The following is a 22,671-nucleotide window of genomic DNA, read 5'->3' on the forward strand; positions in this document are numbered from 1 at the left end:
CGCTTCCTTCCTCCAACGCTGACAATTGGCGAAATCATCGACAATGGCGCCCCTCTCCCCGTCACTATACGGGGAGAGGATGCCGGTGTCCGAACCGGATAGATAGGTAACAGAGTAGACCGATTGCATAGGTGACAGTTTTCTTGTCCGCCGGGAGGTACCGGCGATGGTTTGGCGAGAGACTGACATCATGGACGAGCGGTTGAGGTTTATAGTGGATTGCCTTTCGGGAGAGGAGACGATGACGGCTGTTTGCGAGCGGTACGGGATATCGCGCAAGATCGGCTACAAGTGGCTTGGTCGTTACCGGGAGTTCGGCCCGGAAGGTTTGCATGATCTGCCGCGAGCGCCGCTCAATCACGGCCGCGCGACCGCTGCCGATCTGGTTGAGCGGATCGTTGCGCTGAAGGAGGCGCATCCGGCATGGGGGCCCAAGAAGATCATCGGGCGGCTCAAGCGTGAGGCGCCGTCGCACCCGTGGCCGGCGATCTCGACGGCCGGCGAGATTCTGAAGCGCCACGGCCTTGTCGGCCGGCGGCGGGGGCGCTGGAGAGCTGTGGGCAACGGCCCCTGGCCAGATGCGCAAAGGCCGAATGCGGTGTGGACGGGCGACCACAAGGGCTGGTTCCGGACCCGTGACGGGTGGCGCTGCGAACCGTTGACAGTGCTGGATGCGTGGAGCCGCTACCTGTTGGCGCTCGAAGCGACGGGTTCGACGGCAGATGAGGAGGCCTGGCCGGTGTTCGAACGGCTGTTTGAGGAGCATGGTCTGCCGGATCGGTTCAGAAGCGACAATGGTTCACCCTTCGCGTCGGCCGGCGTCACCGGGCTGACGCCGCTTGCGGTGCGCTTCATCAAGCTCGGCATCGCGCTGGAGCGGATCGCGCCCGGCAAGCCTCAGCAGAACGGCTGCCACGAGCGCTTTCACCTGACCATGTTGCCGCTGGCCAAGGCGCCTGAGATCGACAGACAGGCGCAGAGCCAGGCTTTCGACGCCTTCCGTCGCGAGTACAATGAGGAGCGTCCGCATGAGGCGCTCGGCATGGACACGCCGGCCGAATACTACCGCGGTAGCGAGCGGCAAATGCCGGCCAACGTGCCCGAGCCCGACTATCCGGCCGAGGCCGCAGTCAGGCGCGTGCGCAACAATGGCGCGATCAAGTGGCAGGGCGGCGAGATCTATGTCTCGGCCTCGCTTGCCGGCGAGCCGGTCGCCGTCGAAGAAACCGAAACCGGCGAATGGGCCTTACGCTTCTACGCCCACCCGCTCGGCCACATCGATCTCAAGCGAATGCGCCTGGTCCGCCGCAGCGCCTTGCAACCCCGACCAGCCGGCGCTGCGGCGGACACCACTGCGCAGGAGAAGGGGGGAAAACTGTAACCTATGTATCCGGTTCAAACTGTTACCTATCTATCGGCTGGACACCGGCAGGCAGGTGAGGGGCAGCGCAAACGGTAAGGATTGTGTTCGGCCAAAAATCATGACGCAGTAGAATTAAGCGTCGCGTTGAAATCGTTTCAATCGAGGCGCTTAAAACTTTGTTTTTTTTATCCTGCTCGCGGCAAAATCGCCGCCCTGCCGGTTTCGATAAACGGTGCCCAATAGTCTACCGATTCGCGGATCATGGCGACGACCTGGTGGTCGACCGGTTCGCGTTCGCGAAACGACAGTTCGAGGCAGATCTCGTTGTCGACGCCGCCGCCGCGGCGAACCGTCTCCAGAAGCTTTTCCGGCGTGATGCGGCCGCCCCTGTTGTAGGCTGCGATGAACGGCCAATGACCGCCTTTGTTCATCGACGACTGTTTGATGTGGATGATCGGCGAAACCTTGGGAAAGGCTTCGGCCCAGGCATAGGGATCGATGTCGGCCGGATTGCTCGAAGTCACGTCGCCATGGTCGATATCGACCATCATCTTCAACGGAATGGCCATGCCGGCTGCTTCGATCTGGTTGTGCAGTGCCCAGCAACTCTCGATCGTATGGCCGAATTCGCGGCCGACCGACATCGGCTCCCAAAACAGATAGGTTAATCCGGCCGCCCTGGCGTGCTCGGCGACCTCGCGCCAGCATTCCAGCGCGATGTCGAAAAGCCGCTCACGACGCTCGGGATCGTCAAAATCCCTGTGCGTGAAGATCGCGAACTGGGTGCCCATGCCGCCGGCGCCGAGCTCGGCCGAAATGTCGGCAAAGGTCTTGAACCAATCGACGTAGTAGCGGCGAACGTCGGCGTCGGGATGGCCAAAATGGTTGAGCCGCCCGTAAGGGCCGGTCATCCCCGACGTCACGCGCACGCCGGTGCGGTCGAGCGCGGTGCGGAACAGGCGGACGAATTTCGAGATCGTCGCCGCCGGCCAGCCGGGATTGACGAATTCATGCGTGAGCTGCACGTCCCGGATGCCGATGTCGTAGGCGATTGCATCGATCAGATCGTCCGGTTCGGCGAAACGATTGACCAGCGGATTGGTGTTGAGGGAAAGCGTAAAGACCATCAGCTTGCTTTCACCAGCCGACCCGCGCACCAGTCCTCGAAGGCTGCTCTTTCCGCGGCGGACAGATGCAGCCCATGCTTGGTGCGCCGTTCGAGAAAATCGGCAGCGGTCAGCGCCCATTCATGCTCGAACAGATAATTGGCTTCGCGTTCGAAAAAATCCTTGCCGAAGCACCGCCCCAGATCGGCGAGCGACCTGGCTGCCCCGACCAGAACGCGCGTCCTGGTGCCGTAGAGCCGGCCATAATGCTTGACCAGCGACGTCGGCATCCAGGGATATTCGCGGCCGAGATCGCCGAGAAACTGTTCGAAATCGGCGTTGGCGATATCGCCACCCGGCAGGTAGCCTTTCGACGTCCATGGCTTGCCCATTTTCGGAAAGAAAGGCGCGATCCGGTCCAGCGCGTGCTCGGCCAGCTTGCGGAAGGTGGTGATCTTGCCGCCGAAGACGGAGAGCAGCGGCGCCTGCCCGGACGCTGCGTCGAGTTGGAAAATATAGTCGCGCGTCACCGCGCTCGGATTGTCGGCGTTGTCGTCATAGAGCGGCCTGACGCCCGAGAACGAGTAGATGACATCATCGCGGGCAAGTTCGCGCTTGAAGTAGCGGTTGACCACCTTGATCAGGTAGTCGACCTCGCTGGCATCCGCCGCTACGTCTTCCGGCCGTCCCTCATAGGGGATGTCGGTGGTGCCGATCAGGGCCAGATCGTTCTGGTAGGGATTGATGAAGATCACGCGCTTGTCGCTGTTCTGGACGAGATAAGCCTGCCGCCCTTCCCAGAATTTCGGCACGACGATGTGGCTGCCCTTGACAAGGCGGACGTTCCGCTTGGAGTTCTGGCCGGCCACGCGGTTGATGATGTCGTTGACCCAGGGACCGGCGGCGTTGATCAATGCACGCGCCCGAACCGTGGTCCTGACGCCGGTTCGGCCGTCGCGCATCTCGACCGACCACAGGCCGTTTTCACGGCGGGCGGCGGTGCAGGCGGTCCGGGTGAAGATCCTGGCTCCCCGTTCCGCAGCGTCGAGCGCGTTGATGATGACGAGACGGGCGTCGTCGACCCAGCAATCGGAATATTCGAAACCGCGCTTGAACGCATCCTTGATCGGCGCGCCTTCGGGCGCGGTGCGCAGGTCAAGCGTGCGGGTGCCCGGCAGCCGCTTGCGGCCGCCGAGATGATCGTAGAGGAACAGGCCGAGCCGGACCAGCCAGGCCGGCCGGTCGTCCGGGCTGTGCGGCAGCACGAAGCGCATCGGCCAGATGATGTGCGGCGCCGATTCAAGCAGCACTTCGCGTTCGATCAGCGCCTCGCGCACCAGCCGGAATTCGTAATATTCGAGATAGCGCAGGCCGCCATGGACGAGCTTTCCCGATCGCGAACTGGTGCCTTCGGCGAGATCGTCTTTTTCGCACAGGATGACGGAAAGGCCGCGGCCGGCTGCGTCGCGCGCGACGCCCGCCCCATTGACGCCACCGCCGATGACGAACAGATCGACGATTTCAGTGGCGCCGCTCATCTCGCCGGATCCTCTATGCCTGGATTGCGTTTCATGGCTGCCGCGACCTTCAGCACGGGTTGACCGGCGGGAGCCCGACGATGAAGCGGCGCACCTCTTCGGCCGCCTGCTCGGCCGCATAGGTCACCGTGCGCACCGAAGCGCCGGCGATATGCGGCGTCAAGGTGACATTCGGAAGCTGTAGCAGCGGCCAGTCGGCAGGCACCGGCTCGACCGCAAAGGTCTCCAGCATGGCGCTGCCGATATGGCCAGAGACAAGCGCATCGTAGAGCGCGTCGTAGTCGACCAGCGGCCCGCGCGCGGTGTTGACGAAAATCACCCCCGGCTTCATCCGGGCGATGGTGTCCTTGCCGATCAGGCCGCGGGTTTCCTCGGTCACCCGGGGATGAAGCGTGACCACATCGGAGCGGGACAGGAGTTCGTCCAGCGCGACCAGTTCGACGCCGGCATTGCGGTCTTCAGCGCTCAATTGCACATAGGGATCGGTGACCAGGATGCGGCAGCCGAAGGCGCGCAGCAGGCGGACGACCTTGGTACCGATATTGCCGTAGCCGATGACGCCAACGGTCATTTCGTTGAGCTCGCGGCCGGTACGGTCGGCGCGGTAGAGATCGCCGCGCCATTGCCCCTTGCGCAATGCTTCGTGCCCGACCCGGATCAGCCGCGTCTCTGCAAGGATCGCACCGATGGTGAATTCGGCCACAGCACTTGCATTGCGGCCGGGCACATTGACGACGGTGATGCCGTAGGCCCTGGCGGCAACCATGTCGATGTTGATCGGGCCGCCGCGCGAGACCGCGACAAGCTTCAGCGCCGGCAGACGCCGCATCATGGTCTCGGAGAGCGGCGCAAGCTGGGTGACGAAGATTTCGGCGTCGCCAATGAAATCGACCACCTCGTCCGGATCGCCAAAATACTCCTTCACCTTGTCGAGGCCGAGCGCCGCATTGCCGAATTCCATCGGCTCGTCGGGCCAGGCCGCCTCAAGCGTGCGAATGTCAAGATTGTCGCCACAGGCCTTCTCGATTTTCTCGCGAAAGGCATCGGGAAGCATGAAGCGGTCGCCAATGATTGCAATCTTCTTACGCATGCTCGACTTCTCAGTTTGCCCTGGATGCGGCCATCGACCGCCAGACCGGCCGCAGCGCCTCGTGCGCCAATGTGTAGGACGGAACCGCCCGCTCATAGATCGCGGCAAGTTTTGGGTCGCTCGGCTCCGCCGCACCCAGCAGCGGCGTGACCCATTCGCCGACGCATTCGTCCATCGATCTGTATTGGCCGACACAGACCGCGGCGATCATCGCGGCGCCCGCCGCACCGGCTTCCTCGCGCTGGCTGGTGCGAATGTCGGCGCCGACGACAGCGCCCAGGATCTTGCGCAGAGCCGGGCTTTTGGCGGCGCCGCCGGTCAGCCGAACTTCGCTCGGCAGCGGCCCCATGGCGGCGTAGCAATCGCGCGACGCAAATGCCAGCCCCTCAAATACGGCGCGGACCATATCGGCATAACCGTGCCGCGACGAAATGCCGACGAAACCGGCCCTGGCGTTGGCATCGACGAACGGCCCGCGCTCGCCGGCCTCCGACACATAGGGCTGATAGAGCAGCGAAGCCGGTTCAGATGACGATATCCATTCGTCGACCAGCGCGATCATCTCGCCATTGCTGCGGGTGATGCCTTGCGAGGCGAGAATGCCGGAGGCGAGGCTGAGGATCCAATCGATGTTGAGCGTCGCTGCCATGTTCGACTGCATCTGCGCGAAGACGCCGGGCGCCGGCATCGTCATCGTGTAGCCGGTCCTGGCCTCGTTGAGCAGCACTTCGTCCGGCGTCTGCGCCAGCCGCATATGCATGCCGGTGGAGCCGATGATGGAGCAGCCGGGCTTGCGCTCGCGGTCGAGCAGGCCGGCGCCGAGCGCGGTGCAGGCCACGTCGACATAGGCCAGCACCACCGGTGTTCCGGAAAGCAGACCGGTCGCTTCGGCAGCCGCCGCCGACAGGCCGGCGCTATGCCTGGTGCCGTCGACGATCGGCGGCAGCAGATGCCTGAGATCGGCGACGCCGAGCACCTCAAGCACCTCGTCGCAATAGCCACGGGTGCGGAAGTCGCCGAAGGTGAAGGTGCCTTCGGACGGATCGGTGGCGCGTTCGCCGGTCAGGTTGAAATAGAGCCAGTCCTTGCAATGGAATGCCGTCGCGGCGCCGGCAAGCCTGTCAGGCGCGCTGCGCTTCATGAAGGCAAGCTGCGGTCCCTGCTGGCAGGCGGCGAGCCCGCTGCCGGTCTTTTCGAAACGAAGCCGGTCATCGGGCCGCGCGCGGATCTCCTCGACGATCGCGGCAGCGCGCGCGTCGAGCCACAGCCAGCCTTTGGCGACCGGCTCACCGTGCTTGTCGATCAGCCAGGTGCCGTCGCCCTGCCCGGTCACGGCGACCGCAATGGCGCGGCTGGCAAGGTCCGGGACCTTGTCGGCAAGCTGGCGCAGGGTGGTCGCGGTATCAGCCCAGGTGCGCGCCAGATCCTGCTCGGCGCCGCCGCCGGGCAAGGTCTCGTACCGGTTCGGCACCGCCGCGGCGGCGAGCTGCCGGCCCGCCGTGTCGAAGGCGACAGATTTGATGACAGACGTGCCGGCGTCGACGCCGATCAGCACATCCCGCATCAGGCAAGCTCCATGCCGTGCGAAATGGCCATGCCGCTGGATTGATCGAAGACGTGCAGGTTTTTCGGATCGATGCTGATGTTGATCGGAGCGCCAAGCTCAAGCCGGGTCCGGTCATGTTCGACCAGGACCAGCGAGCCGCCGGCGAAATCCGCCGCGATATGGGTCTGGTCGCCGAGCCATTGGTTGGCCGAAACTGTGGCCGGCACGCCGTCCTTCGAGCGGCGAACCGCATAGGGCCTGACACCGATGACGACCCGCTCGCGTTTGAGCAATTCGTCGCGAACCGAGCCGCTGAATGCGTCCTTGTCATAGTCCAGTGATAGCCCGTCGGGCAGCCGCAGATTGATCTTGTCGGCAGCCGTGCCGACATAGGCCTCGAAGACATTCATCGGCGGCTCCCCGACGAAGGTGCCGGTGAACAGGTTGGCCGGCCGCTGCTTGAGCATATCGGGCGTATCGAACTGCTGCAGCACGCCGCCTTCCATCACCGCGATCCGGTCGGCCAATGCATTGGCCTCGGTCTGGTCGTGAGTGACCAGGATCGCGGTCAGGCCGCGCTCCTTGATGAAGTGCTTGATGCGGCCGCGCAGCACGGCGCGAAGCTGCGGCTCGAGCTGGCCCATCGGTTCGTCCAGCAGATGCAGGTCGGCCTCGCGGATCAGCGCCCGGCCGAGGCTGGCGCGCTGCTGCTGGCCGCCGGAGATGGAACTCGGATAGCGCTCAAGAATGTCCTCGATCTCGAGCAGCTTGGCGATGCTGGCAACTTTCGCGTCGACCTGACTTTTCGGCAGCCTGGCCGCCTTCAGCGCAAACGCCATGTTCTCGCGCACGGTCAGCGGCGGATACAGCGAATAGCCCTCGAACGCCATCGCCACATTGCGCCTGACCGGCGGCAGCGTGTGCACCTTGCGGCCGGCAACCGAGATGGTGCCGCGCGAGACCTCCTCGAAACCGGCGATCATGCGCAATGTCGAAGTCTTGCCGCAGCCGGACGAGCCGAGCAGTGCGACGATCTCGCCCCTGGCGATTTCCATCGTCAGGTTCTGGACGGCGTGCACGCCCCGATCGATCGGGCCGTAGAATTTGTCGACGCCGGAAATGGTGAGTGCGCTCTGGCTCATGCCGCTTCTCCGCTGCGCAGATTGACCACATTGCTGGCGCCGATGCGGTCGCCGCTGGCATGATCGAACAGCAGCGCACTTTTGTCGTCGACGGCGATGTGGGCCCTGCCCTCGGTTTGACCCGGTGTTCCGGCCGGCCGGGAGACCAGGATTTCGCGGCCGCGCACGGTGCGCACCAGCGTGACGATCTTTTCATTGAGCGGCGTCTCCGCCTCGACGGTCACCGGTATTGCAGCGGGCGTGCCTTCGTCTACGAAGCGCAGCGCTTCGGGCCGCAAGCCGATCACGCAATCGCGGCCGACCGTCGCGTCATAGGCGCCCGTCAGATGGACCTGGACATTCGACAGGCCGACATAGATGCCCTTGGCATCGCGCGACGGCTTGACGTCGAGCAGGTTGATCGTCGGATCGCCGAACAGCCGCGCGATCTCGATGTTGGCCGGCTCGCGATAGATCTGCTCGGGCGTGCCGAGCTGCTTGATGACACCTTGCGACATCACCGCGATGCGGTCGCCGAGCGCCATGGCCTCCTTGTAGTCCTGGGTGACGTAGACGACGGTCGCGCCACGGTCGGCCAGCAGCCTCGGCAGTTCGAGCCGCATCTCGAAGCGCAGTTTGGCATCGACGTTGCGCAGCGGGTCATCGAGCAGGAGCACCGGCGGCGAGCCGACCAGCGCGCGGGCGAGCGCGGTGCGCTGCTTCTGGCCGTTGGACAGCGCCCGTGGCTTGTGGCTGAGCACGTGGCCGATCTTCAGCAGCTTGGCGACGCTCTCGACACCCGCCTTCATCGCACCTTGCGGCGATCGCTTGGCCTGCAGCGGCGTGGCGATGTTGTCGAAGGCGGTCATGTGCGGAAACAGCGCGAAATTCTGGAACGCCATGCCGACGCCGCGGAACTCGGCGTCAAGGTCGGTCATGTCCTCGCCGCCGATAAGTATCTTTCCTTCATCGGGGTCGATGACGCCGGCGACGAGCCGCAGCAGCACCGTCTTGCCGGCACCGGACGGTCCGAACAGGACCAGGGTTTCGCCGTCGGCGACGCTCAGCGACAGATTGTCGAGCACAGTCTGGCTCTTGTAGCGCTTGACGACATTTCGCAATTCGAGGCTGGCCATCGGAGCTATCCTTTCACCGCGCCGAGCGACAGGCCTTCGACGAGATAGCGCTGCGCGTAAAGGGCGAGCGCCAGCGTCGGGGTGATCGACAGCACGATCGCTGCCGAGATCTGGCCGTACTGGATGCCGGAGGAGGTGATGAAGGCGAGCGCGCCGACCGTCACCGGCTGCTTGTCGGCCGAAGCGAGCACGAGCGCGAAGACGAAATTGTTCCAGGCGAAGATGAAGGCGAGCAGGCCCGCAGCCGCGATGCCGGGGCCGGCAAGCGGCAGCGCGATCTTGCGGAAGGTGGCGAACCAGGAATGGCCGGCTATGCGATAGGCATATTCGATATCGGCCGGGATATCCTCGAAATAGCCGCGCACGATCCACAGGATCAGCGGCAGGCAGATCAGCTGATAGACCCAGATCAGCCCGATATAGGTGTTGGCCAGTCCAAGCTTCTGGAAATAGAGGGTCAGCGGCAGCAGCACCAGCAGCGCCGGCGCGAACCGGAACGACAGCAGCGTGAAGGCGATGTCCTCCGAGCCGCGGAACTTGTGCCGGGCAAAGGCATAAGCGGCGGGGACGCCGAGCAGCAGCGCGACGGCGACGGAGGTGACCGACAGGAACACCGAATTCCACAGATTGCGCATGAAGGCGATGTCGAGCGTGCCGGCCGCCGTGGTCAGCTTTCCGGTGATCAGCGCGGTGTAGTTGGCCAGCGTCGGCTTGAAGACGAGCTGCGGCGGAATCCGCAGGATGGTCTCGTTGGTCTGGAACGACATCATGAGGATCCAGACGATCGGGAACATGAAGAAGATCACGACCAGCGCCAGCGCTATGCCGCGCAGGATGCGTTCGAGAAGCGAGGTGTGTTCCATCTCGGCCTCCTATGCCAGGCCGCGGGCGCGTTCGCGCAGCCGCAGCCAGTTCTTGATGAAGATGTTCGACAGGAAATAGGTGATCGCCCACAGGATGATCATCAGCGCCGCTGAGCGGCCGACATTGGTCGACTGGAAGAAGTTGAGATAGGCCTCGACCTGGAAGACGGTCAGCGTGTCGCCCGGGCCGCCCTGGGTCATGGCATAGATGATGTCGAACTGCTGGATGGAATCCAGCAGGCGAAACAGCGTCGCCGTCAGGATGTAGGGCGTGAGCATCGGCAAGGTGATGCGGAAGAACACGAAACTCCGCGGCACGCCGTCCAGTGCTGCTGCCTCGAAGGGCTGCGTCGGCAGGCTGCGCAAGCCGGCCAGCAGCAGGATCATGATGAAGGGCGTGTAGACCCAGATATCGACAAGGACCACCGTGAAAAGCGCGGTCGACGGCGACGAGGCCCAGCGGAAATCCTGCAATCCGATCAGGCTGGCGAGATAGCTCAGCACGCCAAAGCCGGGATTGGTCATCAGCTTCCACATCAGCGCGGCAAGCGCCGGCGCCGTCATCAGCGGCATCAACAGCATGATCGAGATGAAGTTGTTTAGCGTCGAGCGCTTCTGCAGCAGCATGGCGATGCCGAGGCCGAGAAGCAGTTCGAGCAGCACGGTGATGCCGGCATAGAGCAGCGATATCTCCAGCGTGTTCCAGAACCTCGGGTCCGTGAAAAACGAGATATAGTTGTCGCCCCAGTTGAACTGCCGCGCCCAGGGCTGGCTCAGCCGGTAGCGCTGGAACGAATAGACGACCGATGTGAAGAACGGGATCAGTATGCCGATGCAGACGAGCAGGGCCGGCAGGCTGAGCACATAGGGCAGCACTCTCTTGCTGATCCTGAAGCCGGAAGGCTTGTTTCTTTGCATTGTCACCGCAGTCATCGTGGCTCACCCGTCATCTCTGTTGCTTCGCCCTGCCGGCCGCCCAGGGAGCCAGGCGGCCGGTTGGGCGAGTGGCGGCACCGCCAGTGTTTGAGCATCGGATCTTCCCAAAACCGGTTTGGGGCCTGATGCTCCAGGCGCCGCTTCGCAGTGGAATCGCCGGCTGGCCCGCAGCAGCGGGCCAGCCGGCCGCCAGGACTTTAGCCTAGCCCGGCTTCCCTAAGCTGACCGTCGACGCTGGTGGCCAGCATGTCGAGGCCTTCGTCGACCGGCACTTCCTTGGCCACCATCTTCTGCAGCGTCGCCGCCCATTCGGTGGTCAGATCGAAGAACAGCGGCTGCGGGGTGAACTTGATGCTGGCGCCGGGTGCCGAGACGTCGAACATCTCGACATAGCCCGGATAGCTCTTGTTCAGCCTCTCGCGGAACATCTGGTCGTTCCAGACCGACTGACGGACCGGATTGACGAAGTCCATCTTGGTTGCACCGAACAGTGCATGCTCGGGCCCGGATGCCCATTGCATGAAGTACCAGGTGGCGTCCTTGTCCTTGGAGAAGTTGGACATCGACAGCGACCAGATCCAGATATTTGGCGTCGGCGCCTTGGCGGCGGGATTGGCCTTGAAGGCGGAAAAGGCGAGCTTGCCGGCCATCTTGTTGTCGCCGCCATTCATGAAGTAGCCGAGGATGTCGGCGTCGTAGATCATTGCAGAGGCGCCGGCGCCAAGATCGGTGCCGACCTGATACCAGGTGTAGGTCGACCAGTCCTTGGGGCCGCTCTCCTGGATCATCTGGACCCACTGCTTGTGGAAGGCCTTGGATTCGGCGGTGTTCATCGCGGCCGACAATTTGCCGTCGGCTGAAACGTTCAGGTCCTTCTGGTCAAAGTTGGCGTAAGCCGACAGGAAGCCGGGATGGATCGTCGCCCAGGAACGCGAGCCGCGCACACCGATGCCGTAGACGCCGCCACCGACATCCTTGGTCAGCTTGGCCGCCGTAGCGACCATCTCGTCCATATTGCCGGGAACGCTGACCCCGACCTTGTCGAACATGCCCTTATTGTAGGTGATGTTGTTCTGTTCGAAGCCCCACGGAATGCACCACTGCTTGGCGTCGTCGGAACCGAGCACGCCGCCGGGCTGGCCGTTCCACGCGCAGGACTTCCTGACACCGGGCAGGAAGTCGTCCCAGGCATAGTTCACATTGGTCTTGGTCGGATCCTTGATCCATTCGTTGAGATCGGTGATCCAGCCGGCCGGGCCGTAAGTCCAGGTCATGTAGGCGCCGGTCATGAAGGCATCGTATTCGGGCGAGCTGGCCGACAGCGCAGCGGTGACCTTGTCGAAATAGACGTCTTCCGGAAACACGTCATAGACGACTTCCATGCCGGTCAGCTTCTTGAAGTTTTCAAGGTTGGCGATCATCGCATCCGCGTAAGGATGCTTGTTGAGCAAGAGCTTGATGGTCTTGCCCTTGTGCGCCTGCCAGTCGAAATCCGCCGCCAGCGCCTGGGTCTGCCCCAGATTGAGCAGCGTTCCGGCCGTGCCGACGGCAAGGCCCATCGCGCCAAGGCCCTTGATCAGCCCACGACGATCGACTTGTCCGCGCAGGAACGCATCGATCAGGTCTTTTTCTTTCTCATGCATTTGTCTTCTCCTCCACAGGGTAGTTTCAATCGAATGGCTGCCGGCTACCCGACCGGCGTCTGCTCCACGAGTGATCGCGCCGTCTTCTCATCGGTGACCAGGCCCTTGAGATAGCGGCCCTCCAACACCGATTTGATGGCACGAACCTTCACCTTGCCGCCGGCAACGGCGACAATCCTGCGATTGCTGATGTCTTCGCGCGCCAGCGCCAGCGCCCGGTTGGAAAGCGTCGTCTCGACCGCTCTTCCAGCGTCATCGAAGAAATGGCCGAGCAGTTCGCCGACACCGCCGTTGCGGCGGATCTCCTCCATTTCGCCCTTCTCGATCATGCCGGTGGCGACCAGCGACGCCTCGCGCTCTGCGGTGCCGATGCCGGCAATGAGCAGGTCGGCGGCCTTGCCGAGATCGAAGACCTCGCTGATGCCCTTCTGCCCGAGCAGCACGGTTCGATCCTCGACCGTGTTGGCGAACATCGGCACCGGCATCACATAGGCTTCGGCGCCGGTCCGTTCGGCCAGGCGGTGAATGACGTCGTGCGGATTGGCCGAGAACTTGCGCGTCAGGCCGCCAAGCAGTGAGACGAAGCGGGTCTTTTCGGCCGAAATGCGCGGCAGATACTCCACGCAGGCGGCCAGTGTGCGGCCGTGACCGACGCCGATCAGCGTATCCTCGCCGCGTTCGATCTCACGCTTGAGAAATTGCGCGCCGGCAATGCCAAGCGCCTTGAGCGGCAGGTCTTCGCCATCGAAGTCGGGAACGACCTCGCAATAGTCGAGACCGTAGCGGCTGGACAAATCGTCTTCAAGCGCCACGCATTCCGACACTTCGCCGTCGATATAGACTTTGACCAGCCCCTCTTGATTGGCCTTGGTGATAAGGCGATGCGCCTTGAGGCTGGTCAGGCCAAGCCGCTTGGCGACCTCCGACTGGGTCAGGCCACCAGCATAATGAAGCCAGGCGGCACGCGTCGCCATACTGGTTTCATCGTCACGCAGGAGGCCGTTTCCAAAACCAACCATTTCCGCCCTAAGATATTTTTATCAGTTGGTGCAAAATTTTTCACAAGCCGCCGCCGGAGTCAAGCGCCGCGTGGTTCAAATCACGGCAAGGGCCAAAATTCGGCCCGCTGAAGAGCGATCGTGAGGTTAGCGCCCGTTTGAAGCGCCATGCCTATCGACCTGAAGGGCAAAGGCTGAACGGCTCGCTAGTCGAAACCAGTTGCATTGGTGCTAAGGCCTGCTCCGGTCCGCTGAGCGCACAACTGGGCTGGCCGACGCCAGACGCCGTTTTGCTGACAATCCGCTGCCTGCCGAAACGGCGGGCCTCGCTTGCGGATCAGGCGGATTCGGGCACATAAGGCCAGGCGCAGAGACGTATCGATCTTCGCTTCACGAGAGCTACAATAATTCTTCACAAACGGCTATCTATCCTGGTGACAGGGGTTTGGTTCGAGTCACGAGGGGCGCGGCTTGGAATTCGATTTGAAGACCATTGAGGCGCTTGCTCCCGATCAGGCGTCGCTGAGCGCTGCCTCCAAGCTGACCAAACGATCGAACTGGCCGCGGCTCGAAAAGAATGAGCAGCAGGCGCTCATCTGGGGCGAATGCCAGGGTTCCGGCTCCAATCCGTATCGCGTGGTGGTCGACACGGGCGATCACGGCTACAAATGCACCTGCCCGTCGCGAAAATTCCCGTGCAAGCACACGCTGGCGCTGATGTGGATTGCCGCCACCGCGCCAGCCAGTTTTGCAGCCGCTGAATCGACGCCGGAATGGGTGAGTGACTGGCTTGGCCGGCGCAGGAAGACGACGCCACCGCCAGCGCAATTGCCATCCGGCGTGGCAGCCAAGAGCATCGATGAGGCTGCACGGACGGACGAGAGCGCCGCCGTCGAAGACGTTGCGGCGGTGGAGCGTCGTGAGGCAGCGCAGCGCAAGCGGGCCGAAGACACACGACAAGCAGTGTCGGCGGCGCTCGATGAACTCGACCAGTGGATCGCCGATCAGTTGCGGCTTGGTCTTTCCGGTTTTGTCGACGGCAGCAGCGACCGTTGCCGCCGGATTGCCGCGCGGCTGGTCGACATGAAGGCAACCGCGCTTGCCGGTCGCATTGACGAGATCCCAGCGCGGCTGATGGCGCTGCGCAGCGAAGAAAAACCGGATGCGGCGATCCGCGAGCTTGGCAAGCTTGTGCTGTTGGCCAAGGCGTGGCGGGCGGCGCCCGACGATCCCGAGTTGAAGCGCCTCGTATCGACGTCTGAAACCCGCGAACAGGTTCTGGCCAACCCCGACGCAAGACGGGTCGAAAGCTTCTGGGAAGTTCTGGGCGAGAAGATTGAGAGCCGCCGCGACGGTCTCGTCAGCCATTCGACCTGGCTTCTAGATCTGAAGAGCACTACCCCGCAATTTGCCGTGCTGCTCGACTATTTTCCGGCTTCTGCCGGACGCCGGTCCAACGCTTTTGCACCGGGCGATCGTTTCGATGCCAAGCTGGTCTTCTATCCAGCCCGCAAACCGCTGCGCGCACTGGTGGCGGAACGCATGGGTGAAGTGATGTCCGGTGCATGGCCTGATTTCAGCTTGGGCGCTACAAAGGACCCACTCGCCGGGCATGCTTCCTATCAGGATGCAGCGCCTTGGATTACCGACTGTCCTCTCTTGCTGCCGCCTGGTGCGATCCTGGTCGATGACCGCGGCACAGGCTGGTGGCAGGCCGCGGACGATCCGCAAGGGATAGCCTTGCCGATCGCAGGCGCTGTCAATCAAACATTGCTCGGCCTCGACCTTGCGGCCACGGCAGCGCTCTGGGATGGCGCCCGGCTTGACCTTCTGGCGGCGCAAAGCGGATTCGGGAGACTTGACCTGTCGTGAACGAGGGCGAGCAAACAGGCCTGGCGACAATGCGCGATTGCTGGATCACCGGCGGAGCCAGTTTCGATCTGGCTCCAACCGCCTGGAAGACAATCGCCGACGATGCAAGTGCCGACGAGCAGGAGCGCCGGCTCCTGGCAATCGCAGCACAGGCGCTGGACGTCGCCCTGCGGCCTGCGGCGCCGAAGACGCTCAAGCGCCGGCCGCCGCTGCCCAGGCTTGCGCTCCCTATGCTGCCGGAGCGGTTGCGGCCGCTGTCGAGAGCCGCTCTGAAACACGCCGCCGACGCGAGACGCAAGACGCGCGTGGTGACGCTTATCGCCAGCCGCGGCTTTGTCCTCCATCCGATGGACTGGATGCCCGTCGCGTCGGATCAGAACAGTCCGGACGTCTACGCTCCCTGGATCGACTGGCAAGCAAGCCTGGACGGGGAGAGACATGCCCCGCAAGAGAAACTGACGGCGGAAAATTGGGATGAGTTCTATCCCGCCGCGCGACGCATCGCGCTGGCAGAGATGCGCCGCAGTGAACCGGCTTCGGCTCGACTGCTGGTTGAGGCCAAGGCATCGGGCGAGCCCGCCGAGGCCAGGCTTGCGCTCGTCGAGCTCATGCGCTTCGGCCTGAATCCTGAGGACGCGCCGTTCCTTAAAAGCCTCTCCGCCGACAGGTCCGGCAAGGTGCGTGAACTGGCTGGCCGGCTGCTGGCAAGGCTGGGGGAGCACGGCCGTTCAATCGATGGCGGACCGGATGATGCCGCAGCTGAACTCGCCGCTTTCATCAGCGAAGGCAAATCCGGCTTCATCCGCCGCCGCAGCATCTACACGCCGGCGAAATTGAAATCGCCGGCGCAGGAAAAGCGTCGAGCTGAATTGTTCGAGACCTGCAATCTGGTCGACCTGGCCGCACGGTTCAGTGCTAGCGAACCTGAGTTCATAGGAGCCTGGCAATTCGGCGCCGACAACAACGCTGACATCCTGATCGCACGAATGGTCGCCGCCTCGGGGAGCGACGCCACGGTGACGCATATGGCGGACGCACTTGTCGCCGATGGCGGCAAGCCAGCGCTGTTCGTACTGCACCTCACGCCGCGCCTGGACAGTCGCAGAAAACGAGCCCTGGTCCGGATGATCCTCAAGCAAGCGAATTACCTCAACGCGATCAATCTGGCGGAAGGCATTGATGCTGGCTGGCTGGAATGGGACGATCTTTCGAATGGATCGGCTCTTGCGGCGCTGCGTTCCGCCGTTGCGGGAAACGACGACGCCATGCGCCGGGGCGCCGACGATATGCTGGAAACGATCGGCTTCCTCGCCACGGCGACCACAGCGGCAAAATTGATCGACGAGGTCGTCGCAGCCGGCATGCCTCCCGCAGCCCCATCACTCAGTGTCCTGGGTCTCAACGCGGCGCTGGCCGAACATCAATCTAGAACCGACACATGATCAATCCGGAGAATTCATATGAACGCTGCCATCCGTCTCCCGGTCGAGCAGGCCTATGCCTCTGAATTGCAGGCGCTGGCGCGCGGTGACGACAGGCAAAAGCCTGCCGGCTGGAGCCTCTCGCCACAGGCTGTGCTGACTTATCTGCTGGGCGGGAAGGCCGGTGACGGCACGCCGGTAACGCCAAAATATGTCGGTCGCCGCCAACTGATGGAGACCGCGGTGGCAACGCTCGCCACCGACCGCGCATTGTTGCTGCTCGGCGTTCCCGGAACGGCCAAGTCCTGGGTGTCGGAACATCTGGCCGCCGCCATTATGGGCGACTCGACGCTGATCGTGCAGTGCACGGCCGGCACCGACGAGAACCAGATCCGCTATGGCTGGAACTATGCACAACTTCTGGCAAAGGGCCCGAGCCAGGAAGCATTGGTGCCGACGCCGCTCTACCGCGCTATGCAGACCGGCAAGCTCTGCCGGCTCGAGGAACTGACGCGCATGGGCTCGGATGTGCAAGACACGCTGATCACCGTACTTTCCGAAAAGATGATGCCGATCCCGGAATTGAACACGTCGATTTATGCCCAGCGCGGCTTCAACATCATCGCCACGGCAAACAACCGGGACAAAGGTGTGAATGAACTCTCCTCGGCACTCAAGCGTCGTTTCAATGTCGTGGTGCTGCCATTGCCGGAAGACATGGCTGAAGAGGTGGCGATCGTCTCCAAGCGGGTCGATGAGATGGCCGGCGGGCTCGACCTGCCGGTGCCGAAAAATGTTGGCGAGGAGATAGCCCGGGTATTGACCATCTTCCGTGAATTGCGGGCCGGTGCGACCGCCGACGGCAAGGTGACGCTGAAGACGCCCTCGGGCTCGCTGTCGACCGCCGAGGCGATCGCGACGATGGTTGGCGGGCTGAGCCAGGCGGCGTGGTTCGACAGCGGCAAGCTCGGCGCCGAAGGTCTCGCCGCCAGCCTTGTCGGCGCGATCGTGAAAGACCCGGTTCAGGACAAGGCAGTGCTTGAGGAATATCTGGAAACAGTGCTCAAGAAGCGGCCCGACTATGCCGGCTACTATGCGGCCTTGAACGCAGCGATCTGACGCGCCATGGGGCATAGCGACGTCGTCTATTTCGGCATACGCCATCACGGGCCGGGTTCCGCCGACAGCCTTGTGCAGGCATTGCTGGATTTGCAGCCGGTCGCGGTGCTGATCGAGGGGCCGATCGATGCCTCCGCGCTACTGCCGTTGCTGGCCCGCCCGGAGATGCAGCCGCCGGTAGCACTGCTTTGCTATCCGGAGGAGGATCCGGCTTCGACAAGCTTCTGGCCATTCGCCGAGTTCTCGCCGGAATATCAGGCGGTCCTTTGGTCCGTGGACAACAAGGCGGCGTTGCGCTTCATCGACCTGCCGTCGTCGGCGCGCTTCTCGGAACCGGCGGTCGACGGCGCGGAAAATGTCGATGCTGACGAAGCGAAGGAAGCAAGCGAGCGTGACGATGTGGCTCCGCATCGGCGTGATCCGATAGGCACGCTGGCCCGCGCCGCCGGCTATGAGGATGGCGAAAGCTGGTGGTCGGACATCATCGAGCAGAATCCGGAACCAGGCCCCATATTCGCGGCCATCTCCGACGCGATGATGACGCTGAGGGATGGCGAAGGCTCGATCGCGCAGTTCGAGGCCCAGCGCGAAGCGCATATGCGGCTCGAAATCGCTGCAGCGCGCAAGGAATTCGACGGACCTATCGCAGTCGTCTGCGGGGCGTGGCATGTGCCGGCACTGCAGGCGACACACACGCAGAAAAACGACCAAGCCCTGCTTAAGGGGATTGCAAGGCGCAAGAGCACGATGACATGGGCGCCGTGGACGGGACCGCGTCTGGCGCTGGGCTACGGCTATGGCGCGGGCGTCGTCGCACCCGGCTGGTGCAAGCATCTGTGGCGCACGCGCGGCCGGCGCGATACAGCAACCTTGTGGCTTGCAATGATTGCAGCGGTGCTGCGGGTGAAGGGTCACTTGGTCTCGACCGCTTCGCTGATCGAAGCGGAGCGGCTCGCCCGCACGCTCGCCGCAATTCGCGAGCGGCCGAAACCTGGGTTTGAGGAATTGCGCGACGCCGCCATTGCGGCTCTGTTCAATGGCGAAGCGTTGCTGTGGGCCCTGGTCGAGGCCGAGCTGCTTCTGGGTGCGGACGTCGGCGAAATTCCACCCGACACGCCGTTGGCGCCGTTGATCGAGGATCTGCAGCGCAACCAGAAGGCGGCGCGGCTGAAACCTGAAGCGCTGGAGCGGGAACTATCCGTCGACCTGCGAAGCGACAGCGGGCTGTTTCGTTCGACATTGCTGCATCGGCTGAACGTGCTTGGCGTGCATTGGGGCAAGTTGACGGACGCCGGTCGCAGCCGTGGCACTTTCCGCGAGCGGTGGACCCTGGCCTGGGAGCCGGAATATGCCGTTCGCCTGGTGGAGAACCTGATCTACGGGCCGACCATCGAAAAGGCTGCCAACGGCCGCCTGATCCAGATGATCGAAGCCGCAGCAACCCTCGATACGCTTGCGGCACTGGTCCAGGGCGCCATCACGGCAGGCCTGTCGGAAGCATCGACGGCCGGTCTCGCGGCCCTGGAGGCGCGCGCGGCGCGCAGCAGCGAATGCCTGGAGATTCTGGCCTCGGTGCCGCCGCTCGCCGATATCATCCGCTATGGCGAGGCCCGCAAAACGGAGACGAACCGGCTTTCCGGCCTCATGGAGCGGCTGATCGTCGAAGGTGCGATCGCGCTTCCCTATGCGGCACGCGACCTGGATGAGCAGGCCGCCGCGACGCTGGCTAGCGCGATGCGCAAGGCCGATGAGGCGATCAGGCTGGTCGAGCCCGGGGAAGACGTGCTGAATGGATGGCGCAACGGGCTGGCTGCCGTGCTGGAGGGGTCGCAGGCGACGGCGCTGCTGGCCGGATGCGCCGCGCACCTGCTCTACGAAGCCGGCCGCCTGTCCGCCGAAGCCGCAGCCGGGCTGCTCGGGCGACGCCTGTCGCCGGGCACGCCGGTCGCCGAGGCGGCGGGGTTCTTCGAGGGCTTCTTCAGCACAGCCGGTCAACGGCTGATCTATGACGAAGGTCTGCGCGGCGCGGTCGATTCCTGGCTCAAATCTCTCGACGAAGATGCTTTCATAGCGCACCTGCCATTGCTGCGCCGCGTCTTTTCCAATCTGGACAGCATGGAGCGCCGGCGGCTAATCGAAGCGGTTCTCGGCCGCGCCGCGCGCTTGCCGGCTGGCTTGACGCCGACGCCGGATGGCGGCGAGGCATGGCGCCGACACCTGGAACGGCTTGGACCATTGCTCATGGGAGGAAACGGCAATGGATGACGAGGGCGAAATGAACGAGCCCGGCCCATTCACTGTAGATGCCGGAGGGGAGCGCCGCTGGCGCCTGGCGATCGGCGCCGATGACGAGGCGTCGGCGGCACTTTCCAGCGACGACAAACGACTTTCGGCGGCACTCGATGCTCTCTACGGCGATGGTGCCAGCGCGGCGGCCAGTGACCCGCGCAAGCGGCGTGGCGGGCTTGGCCGCTCGGCACCGCGCGTTGCGCAATGGATGGGCGACATTCGCTCCTTCTTTCCCGCGCAGGTCGTTCAGATTGTCCAGAAGGACGCTTTCGAACGGCTGGACCTGAAGCAGATGCTGATGGAGCCGGAGTTCCTCAAGGCGATCGAGGCGGACGTCAACCTGGTCGCCGACCTGATTTCGCTCCGCTCGGTCATGCCGGCCAAGTCCAAGGACATCGCCCGCACGATCATCGCCGACATCGTCGCCAAGCTGATGCAGAAGCTGGAGCAGAAGACCGCCGAGGCGATACGCGGCGCGCTCGACCGATCGAAGCGCACCAACCGTCCGCGTGCGCGCGATATCGACTGGCAGCGCACCATCTCGGCGAACCTTCGCCACTACCAGCACGAGCACAAAACCATCGTGCCGGAGAAGCTGGTTGGTTTCATGCGCAAGCAGCGCCGGCTGGTCGATCTTGACGAAGTCGTTCTCTGCGTCGACCAGTCCGGCTCGATGGCGAGCTCGGTGGTCTACGCCTCGATCTTCGCGGCGGTGTTGGCCTCGCTGCCGATCGTGCGCACCAAGCTCGTCTGTTTCGATACGGCCATCGTCGACCTTACCGAAGAACTCAGCGATCCCGTCGAAGTGCTGTTCGGCGTGCAGCTTGGCGGCGGCACCGATATCAACCAGGCCGTCGCCTATTGCGCCGACCGTATCGAGCGGCCAACCAAGTCGCATCTGGTGCTGATCACCGACCTCTACGAGGGCGGCAATGGCCAGGAGTTGCTGCGGCGGCTGGCGGCGCTGGTTCGATCCGGCGTCAATGTCGTCGTGCTTCTGGCGCTGACGGACCAAGGCCGGCCCGGCTATGATCCGGCAATGGCAGGTTCGGTCGCCGCACTTGGCATCCCGGTCTTCGCCTGCACGCCGGATTTGTTTCCGGACATGATGGCGGCGGCATTGCGCCGGGAAGATATCGGCGCTTGGGCGGCGGGAGCCGACATCAAGTTGGTTCGCGCCGAGGCCGAAGCGCCCAGGGCGAACGAGTGAGCCCCATGTCGCAGAAGGTTGCCGAGCTCCTGTCGCGGCTGGAAAAACGGCTGGACAGGTCAGCGATCGTTTCGGCCGACGAGGCCGGACCGCGTTACAGGGAAGATCCCGACGGCAAGACCGGCGCACTGCCGGAGTTCGTGCTGCGTCCGCGCAAGACCGGCGAGGTTTCGGACATACTGCGCCTGTGCAACGAGGCGGGGCAAAGGCTTGTCGTCCAGGGTGGCCGAACCGGGCTTGCCGGTGCGGCTCGCATCCAGCCCGGCGAAGCGGTGCTGTCGCTGGAGCGCATGACGGCGATCGAGACTCCCGACCGCGAGGCGGCAAAGATCGTCGCCGAGGCCGGCGCACCACTGCAGATGGTGCAGGACGCGGCCGATACGGCCGGCTTGCTGTTCGGCGTCGACATCGGCGCGCGCGGCACGGCCACGGTCGGCGGCAATGTCGCCACCAATGCCGGCGGTATCCGGGTGCTGCGCTACGGCATGTACCGCGCGCAGGTGCTCGGCCTGGAAGCAGTACTTGCCGATGGCAGCATCCTGACGTCGCTCAAGGGCTTGTCCAAGGACAATTCCGGCTATGATCTCAACCAGCTATTCATTGGCAGCGAAGGCACGCTGGGTGTCGTCACGCGCGCCTGCCTGCGCCTGCACCCGAAGCCGGCCACCGAGGTCAACGCCTTCTGCGCGCTTGCTTCGGTCGACGCGGCGATCGCGCTGCTCGGTCTGCTCAGACAGAGACTTGGACCCCTGCTCTCGGCCTATGAAGTGAATTTCGCGCCGCTCTATGGCGCCATGGTCGCCGGCATGGATGCGCCGGCGCCGCTGCCCGTCGGCTCGCCCGTCTATGTGCTCGCCGAGATACAGGGCAGCGAGCCCGACCACGACGGCGAACGTTTTGCCGCTGTGCTGATGCAGGCGGTCGAGGACGGCGTGATCGACGACGTGGTGGTCTCGCAGTCGCCGCGCGAATTCCGCGCGCTGTGGGCGGTGCGAGAGGACGCCAATCGCTTCCTGTTTTCGATAAAAGGCCTGGTCGGCGTCGATGTCAGCATCCCGCTGGCGAGGATGGGCACTTTCCTGCGGGAAACGGAAGCCGCGGTCCGGGCCGTTGACCGCAACGCCGACATCTACGTCTTCGGTCATCTCGGCGATGGCAATCTGCACTATCAGGTCCGCACGGTGGATCCGGCGGCGGCATATGACATCGTCTATCGCAGCGTGGCTGCGGCCGGCGGCGGCGTCTCGGCCGAGCATGGCATCGGCCTCGACAAGAAGAAATGGTTGCACCTCGTGCGCGGCGATGCCGAGATCGCCGCCATGCGGCGCTTGAAAGCGGCTTTCGATCCGAACAATATCCTCAATGCCGGGCGGGTTTTCGATCCCGGGCCCGCCTGAAATCGAAGGCCGGTAGCGCCGGC

17 protein-coding genes are annotated in these 22,671 nt (G+C 63.8%); 7 read left to right on the plus strand and 10 right to left on the minus strand.

The window, feature by feature from the left end; genetic code table 11:
* The first annotated feature begins 166 nt into the window (after positions 1 to 166).
* Positions 167 to 1,381 (plus strand): integrase core domain-containing protein, encoded by a 1,215-nt coding sequence (locus JG739_RS26880; protein ID WP_202362542.1) that lies wholly within the window; start codon positions 167 to 169, stop codon positions 1,379 to 1,381.
* 167 nt (positions 1,382 to 1,548) lie between these two features.
* Here the strand turns inward: JG739_RS26880 and JG739_RS26885 are convergent, their stop codons facing one another.
* From JG739_RS26885 to JG739_RS26930, 10 genes are all read right to left on the minus strand, one after another.
* Positions 1,549 to 2,490: a sugar phosphate isomerase/epimerase family protein gene (locus JG739_RS26885; RefSeq protein WP_202364156.1), complete on the minus strand. Its 942-nt coding sequence runs from the start codon at positions 2,488 to 2,490 to the stop codon at positions 1,549 to 1,551.
* A complete protein-coding gene (locus JG739_RS26890) occupies positions 2,490 to 4,007 on the minus strand; it encodes a glycerol-3-phosphate dehydrogenase (protein ID WP_202364157.1) in 1,518 nt (505 codons plus the stop codon). The genes JG739_RS26885 and JG739_RS26890 overlap by 1 nt, the downstream gene beginning before the upstream one ends.
* A gap of 49 nt (positions 4,008 to 4,056) precedes the next feature.
* Positions 4,057 to 5,097, minus strand: a complete 1,041-nt coding sequence (locus tag JG739_RS26895) for a 2-hydroxyacid dehydrogenase (RefSeq protein WP_202364158.1) — start codon at positions 5,095 to 5,097, stop codon at positions 4,057 to 4,059.
* Between the two features lie 10 nt (positions 5,098 to 5,107).
* Entirely contained in the window at positions 5,108 to 6,661 is a 1,554-nt protein-coding gene (locus JG739_RS26900) for an FGGY-family carbohydrate kinase (protein WP_202364159.1), read from the minus strand.
* Positions 6,661 to 7,785 (minus strand): ABC transporter ATP-binding protein, encoded by a 1,125-nt coding sequence (locus JG739_RS26905; RefSeq protein WP_202364160.1) that lies wholly within the window; start codon positions 7,783 to 7,785, stop codon positions 6,661 to 6,663. Before JG739_RS26905 ends, JG739_RS26900 begins: the two co-directional genes overlap by 1 nt.
* Entirely contained in the window at positions 7,782 to 8,900 is a 1,119-nt protein-coding gene (locus JG739_RS26910) for an ABC transporter ATP-binding protein (protein ID WP_202364161.1), read from the minus strand. Before JG739_RS26910 ends, JG739_RS26905 begins: the two co-directional genes overlap by 4 nt.
* Positions 8,901 to 8,905: 5 nt before the next feature.
* The gene (locus JG739_RS26915) at positions 8,906 to 9,763 is read right to left on the minus strand and encodes a carbohydrate ABC transporter permease (protein WP_202364162.1); all 858 of its coding nucleotides are present in this window, start codon (positions 9,761 to 9,763) and stop codon (positions 8,906 to 8,908) included.
* A gap of 9 nt (positions 9,764 to 9,772) precedes the next feature.
* Positions 9,773 to 10,696: a carbohydrate ABC transporter permease gene (locus JG739_RS26920; RefSeq protein WP_202364163.1), complete on the minus strand. Its 924-nt coding sequence runs from the start codon at positions 10,694 to 10,696 to the stop codon at positions 9,773 to 9,775.
* 200 nt (positions 10,697 to 10,896) lie between these two features.
* A complete protein-coding gene (locus JG739_RS26925) occupies positions 10,897 to 12,342 on the minus strand; it encodes an ABC transporter substrate-binding protein (protein WP_202364164.1) in 1,446 nt (481 codons plus the stop codon).
* A 44-nt stretch (positions 12,343 to 12,386) separates the two neighbouring features.
* Positions 12,387 to 13,361 (minus strand): sugar-binding transcriptional regulator, encoded by a 975-nt coding sequence (locus JG739_RS26930; RefSeq protein ID WP_202364165.1) that lies wholly within the window; start codon positions 13,359 to 13,361, stop codon positions 12,387 to 12,389.
* A 450-nt stretch (positions 13,362 to 13,811) separates the two neighbouring features.
* Here JG739_RS26930 and JG739_RS26935 point away from each other — a divergent pair, with 450 nt between their 5' ends.
* The 6 genes from JG739_RS26935 to JG739_RS26960 are packed head-to-tail and all read left to right on the plus strand — an operon-like array spanning position 13,812 to position 22,648.
* Positions 13,812 to 15,212, plus strand: coding sequence for an SWIM zinc finger family protein (locus tag JG739_RS26935; protein WP_202364166.1), 1,401 nt, complete (start codon positions 13,812 to 13,814; stop codon positions 15,210 to 15,212).
* The gene (locus JG739_RS26940; RefSeq protein WP_202364167.1) at positions 15,209 to 16,654 is read left to right on the plus strand and encodes a DUF5691 domain-containing protein; all 1,446 of its coding nucleotides are present in this window, start codon (positions 15,209 to 15,211) and stop codon (positions 16,652 to 16,654) included. The genes JG739_RS26935 and JG739_RS26940 overlap by 4 nt, the downstream gene beginning before the upstream one ends.
* 18 nt (positions 16,655 to 16,672) lie before the next feature.
* Positions 16,673 to 17,752 carry an AAA family ATPase gene (locus JG739_RS26945; RefSeq protein ID WP_202364168.1) on the plus strand — a complete coding sequence of 360 codons (1,080 nt, stop codon included), beginning with the start codon at positions 16,673 to 16,675 and terminating at the stop codon, positions 17,750 to 17,752.
* A gap of 6 nt (positions 17,753 to 17,758) precedes the next feature.
* Positions 17,759 to 20,017, plus strand: coding sequence for a DUF5682 family protein (locus tag JG739_RS26950; protein WP_202364169.1), 2,259 nt, complete (start codon positions 17,759 to 17,761; stop codon positions 20,015 to 20,017).
* Positions 20,010 to 21,251, plus strand: a complete 1,242-nt coding sequence (locus JG739_RS26955) for a VWA domain-containing protein (protein WP_202364170.1) — start codon at positions 20,010 to 20,012, stop codon at positions 21,249 to 21,251. The genes JG739_RS26950 and JG739_RS26955 overlap by 8 nt, the downstream gene beginning before the upstream one ends.
* A 5-nt stretch (positions 21,252 to 21,256) precedes the next feature.
* Positions 21,257 to 22,648 carry an FAD-binding oxidoreductase gene (locus JG739_RS26960; RefSeq protein WP_202364171.1) on the plus strand — a complete coding sequence of 464 codons (1,392 nt, stop codon included), beginning with the start codon at positions 21,257 to 21,259 and terminating at the stop codon, positions 22,646 to 22,648.
* Positions 22,649 to 22,671 lie beyond the last annotated feature (23 nt).

Source organism: Mesorhizobium sp. L-2-11, from assembly GCF_016756595.1.
GTDB lineage: Bacteria > Pseudomonadota > Alphaproteobacteria > Rhizobiales > Rhizobiaceae > Mesorhizobium.

Excerpts from the sequence above, each read along its gene's own strand:
- JG739_RS26880 (WP_202362542.1), top strand. The coding sequence starts at position 167 with ATGGTTTGGCGAGAGACTGACATCATGGACGAGCGGTTGAGGTTTATA.
- JG739_RS26885 (WP_202364156.1), bottom strand. The coding sequence starts at position 2,490 with ATGGTCTTTACGCTTTCCCTCAACACCAATCCGCTGGTCAATCGTTTC.
- JG739_RS26890 (WP_202364157.1), bottom strand. The coding sequence starts at position 4,007 with ATGAGCGGCGCCACTGAAATCGTCGATCTGTTCGTCATCGGCGGTGGC.
- JG739_RS26895 (WP_202364158.1), bottom strand. The coding sequence starts at position 5,097 with ATGCGTAAGAAGATTGCAATCATTGGCGACCGCTTCATGCTTCCCGAT.
- JG739_RS26900 (WP_202364159.1), bottom strand. The coding sequence starts at position 6,661 with ATGCGGGATGTGCTGATCGGCGTCGACGCCGGCACGTCTGTCATCAAA.
- JG739_RS26905 (WP_202364160.1), bottom strand. The coding sequence starts at position 7,785 with ATGAGCCAGAGCGCACTCACCATTTCCGGCGTCGACAAATTCTACGGC.
- JG739_RS26910 (WP_202364161.1), bottom strand. The coding sequence starts at position 8,900 with ATGGCCAGCCTCGAATTGCGAAATGTCGTCAAGCGCTACAAGAGCCAG.
- JG739_RS26915 (WP_202364162.1), bottom strand. The coding sequence starts at position 9,763 with ATGGAACACACCTCGCTTCTCGAACGCATCCTGCGCGGCATAGCGCTG.
- JG739_RS26920 (WP_202364163.1), bottom strand. The coding sequence starts at position 10,696 with ATGACTGCGGTGACAATGCAAAGAAACAAGCCTTCCGGCTTCAGGATC.
- JG739_RS26925 (WP_202364164.1), bottom strand. The coding sequence starts at position 12,342 with ATGCATGAGAAAGAAAAAGACCTGATCGATGCGTTCCTGCGCGGACAA.
- JG739_RS26930 (WP_202364165.1), bottom strand. The coding sequence starts at position 13,361 with ATGGTTGGTTTTGGAAACGGCCTCCTGCGTGACGATGAAACCAGTATG.
- JG739_RS26945 (WP_202364168.1), top strand. The coding sequence starts at position 16,673 with ATGAACGCTGCCATCCGTCTCCCGGTCGAGCAGGCCTATGCCTCTGAA.
- JG739_RS26950 (WP_202364169.1), top strand. The coding sequence starts at position 17,759 with ATGGGGCATAGCGACGTCGTCTATTTCGGCATACGCCATCACGGGCCG.
- JG739_RS26955 (WP_202364170.1), top strand. The coding sequence starts at position 20,010 with ATGGATGACGAGGGCGAAATGAACGAGCCCGGCCCATTCACTGTAGAT.
- JG739_RS26960 (WP_202364171.1), top strand. The coding sequence starts at position 21,257 with ATGTCGCAGAAGGTTGCCGAGCTCCTGTCGCGGCTGGAAAAACGGCTG.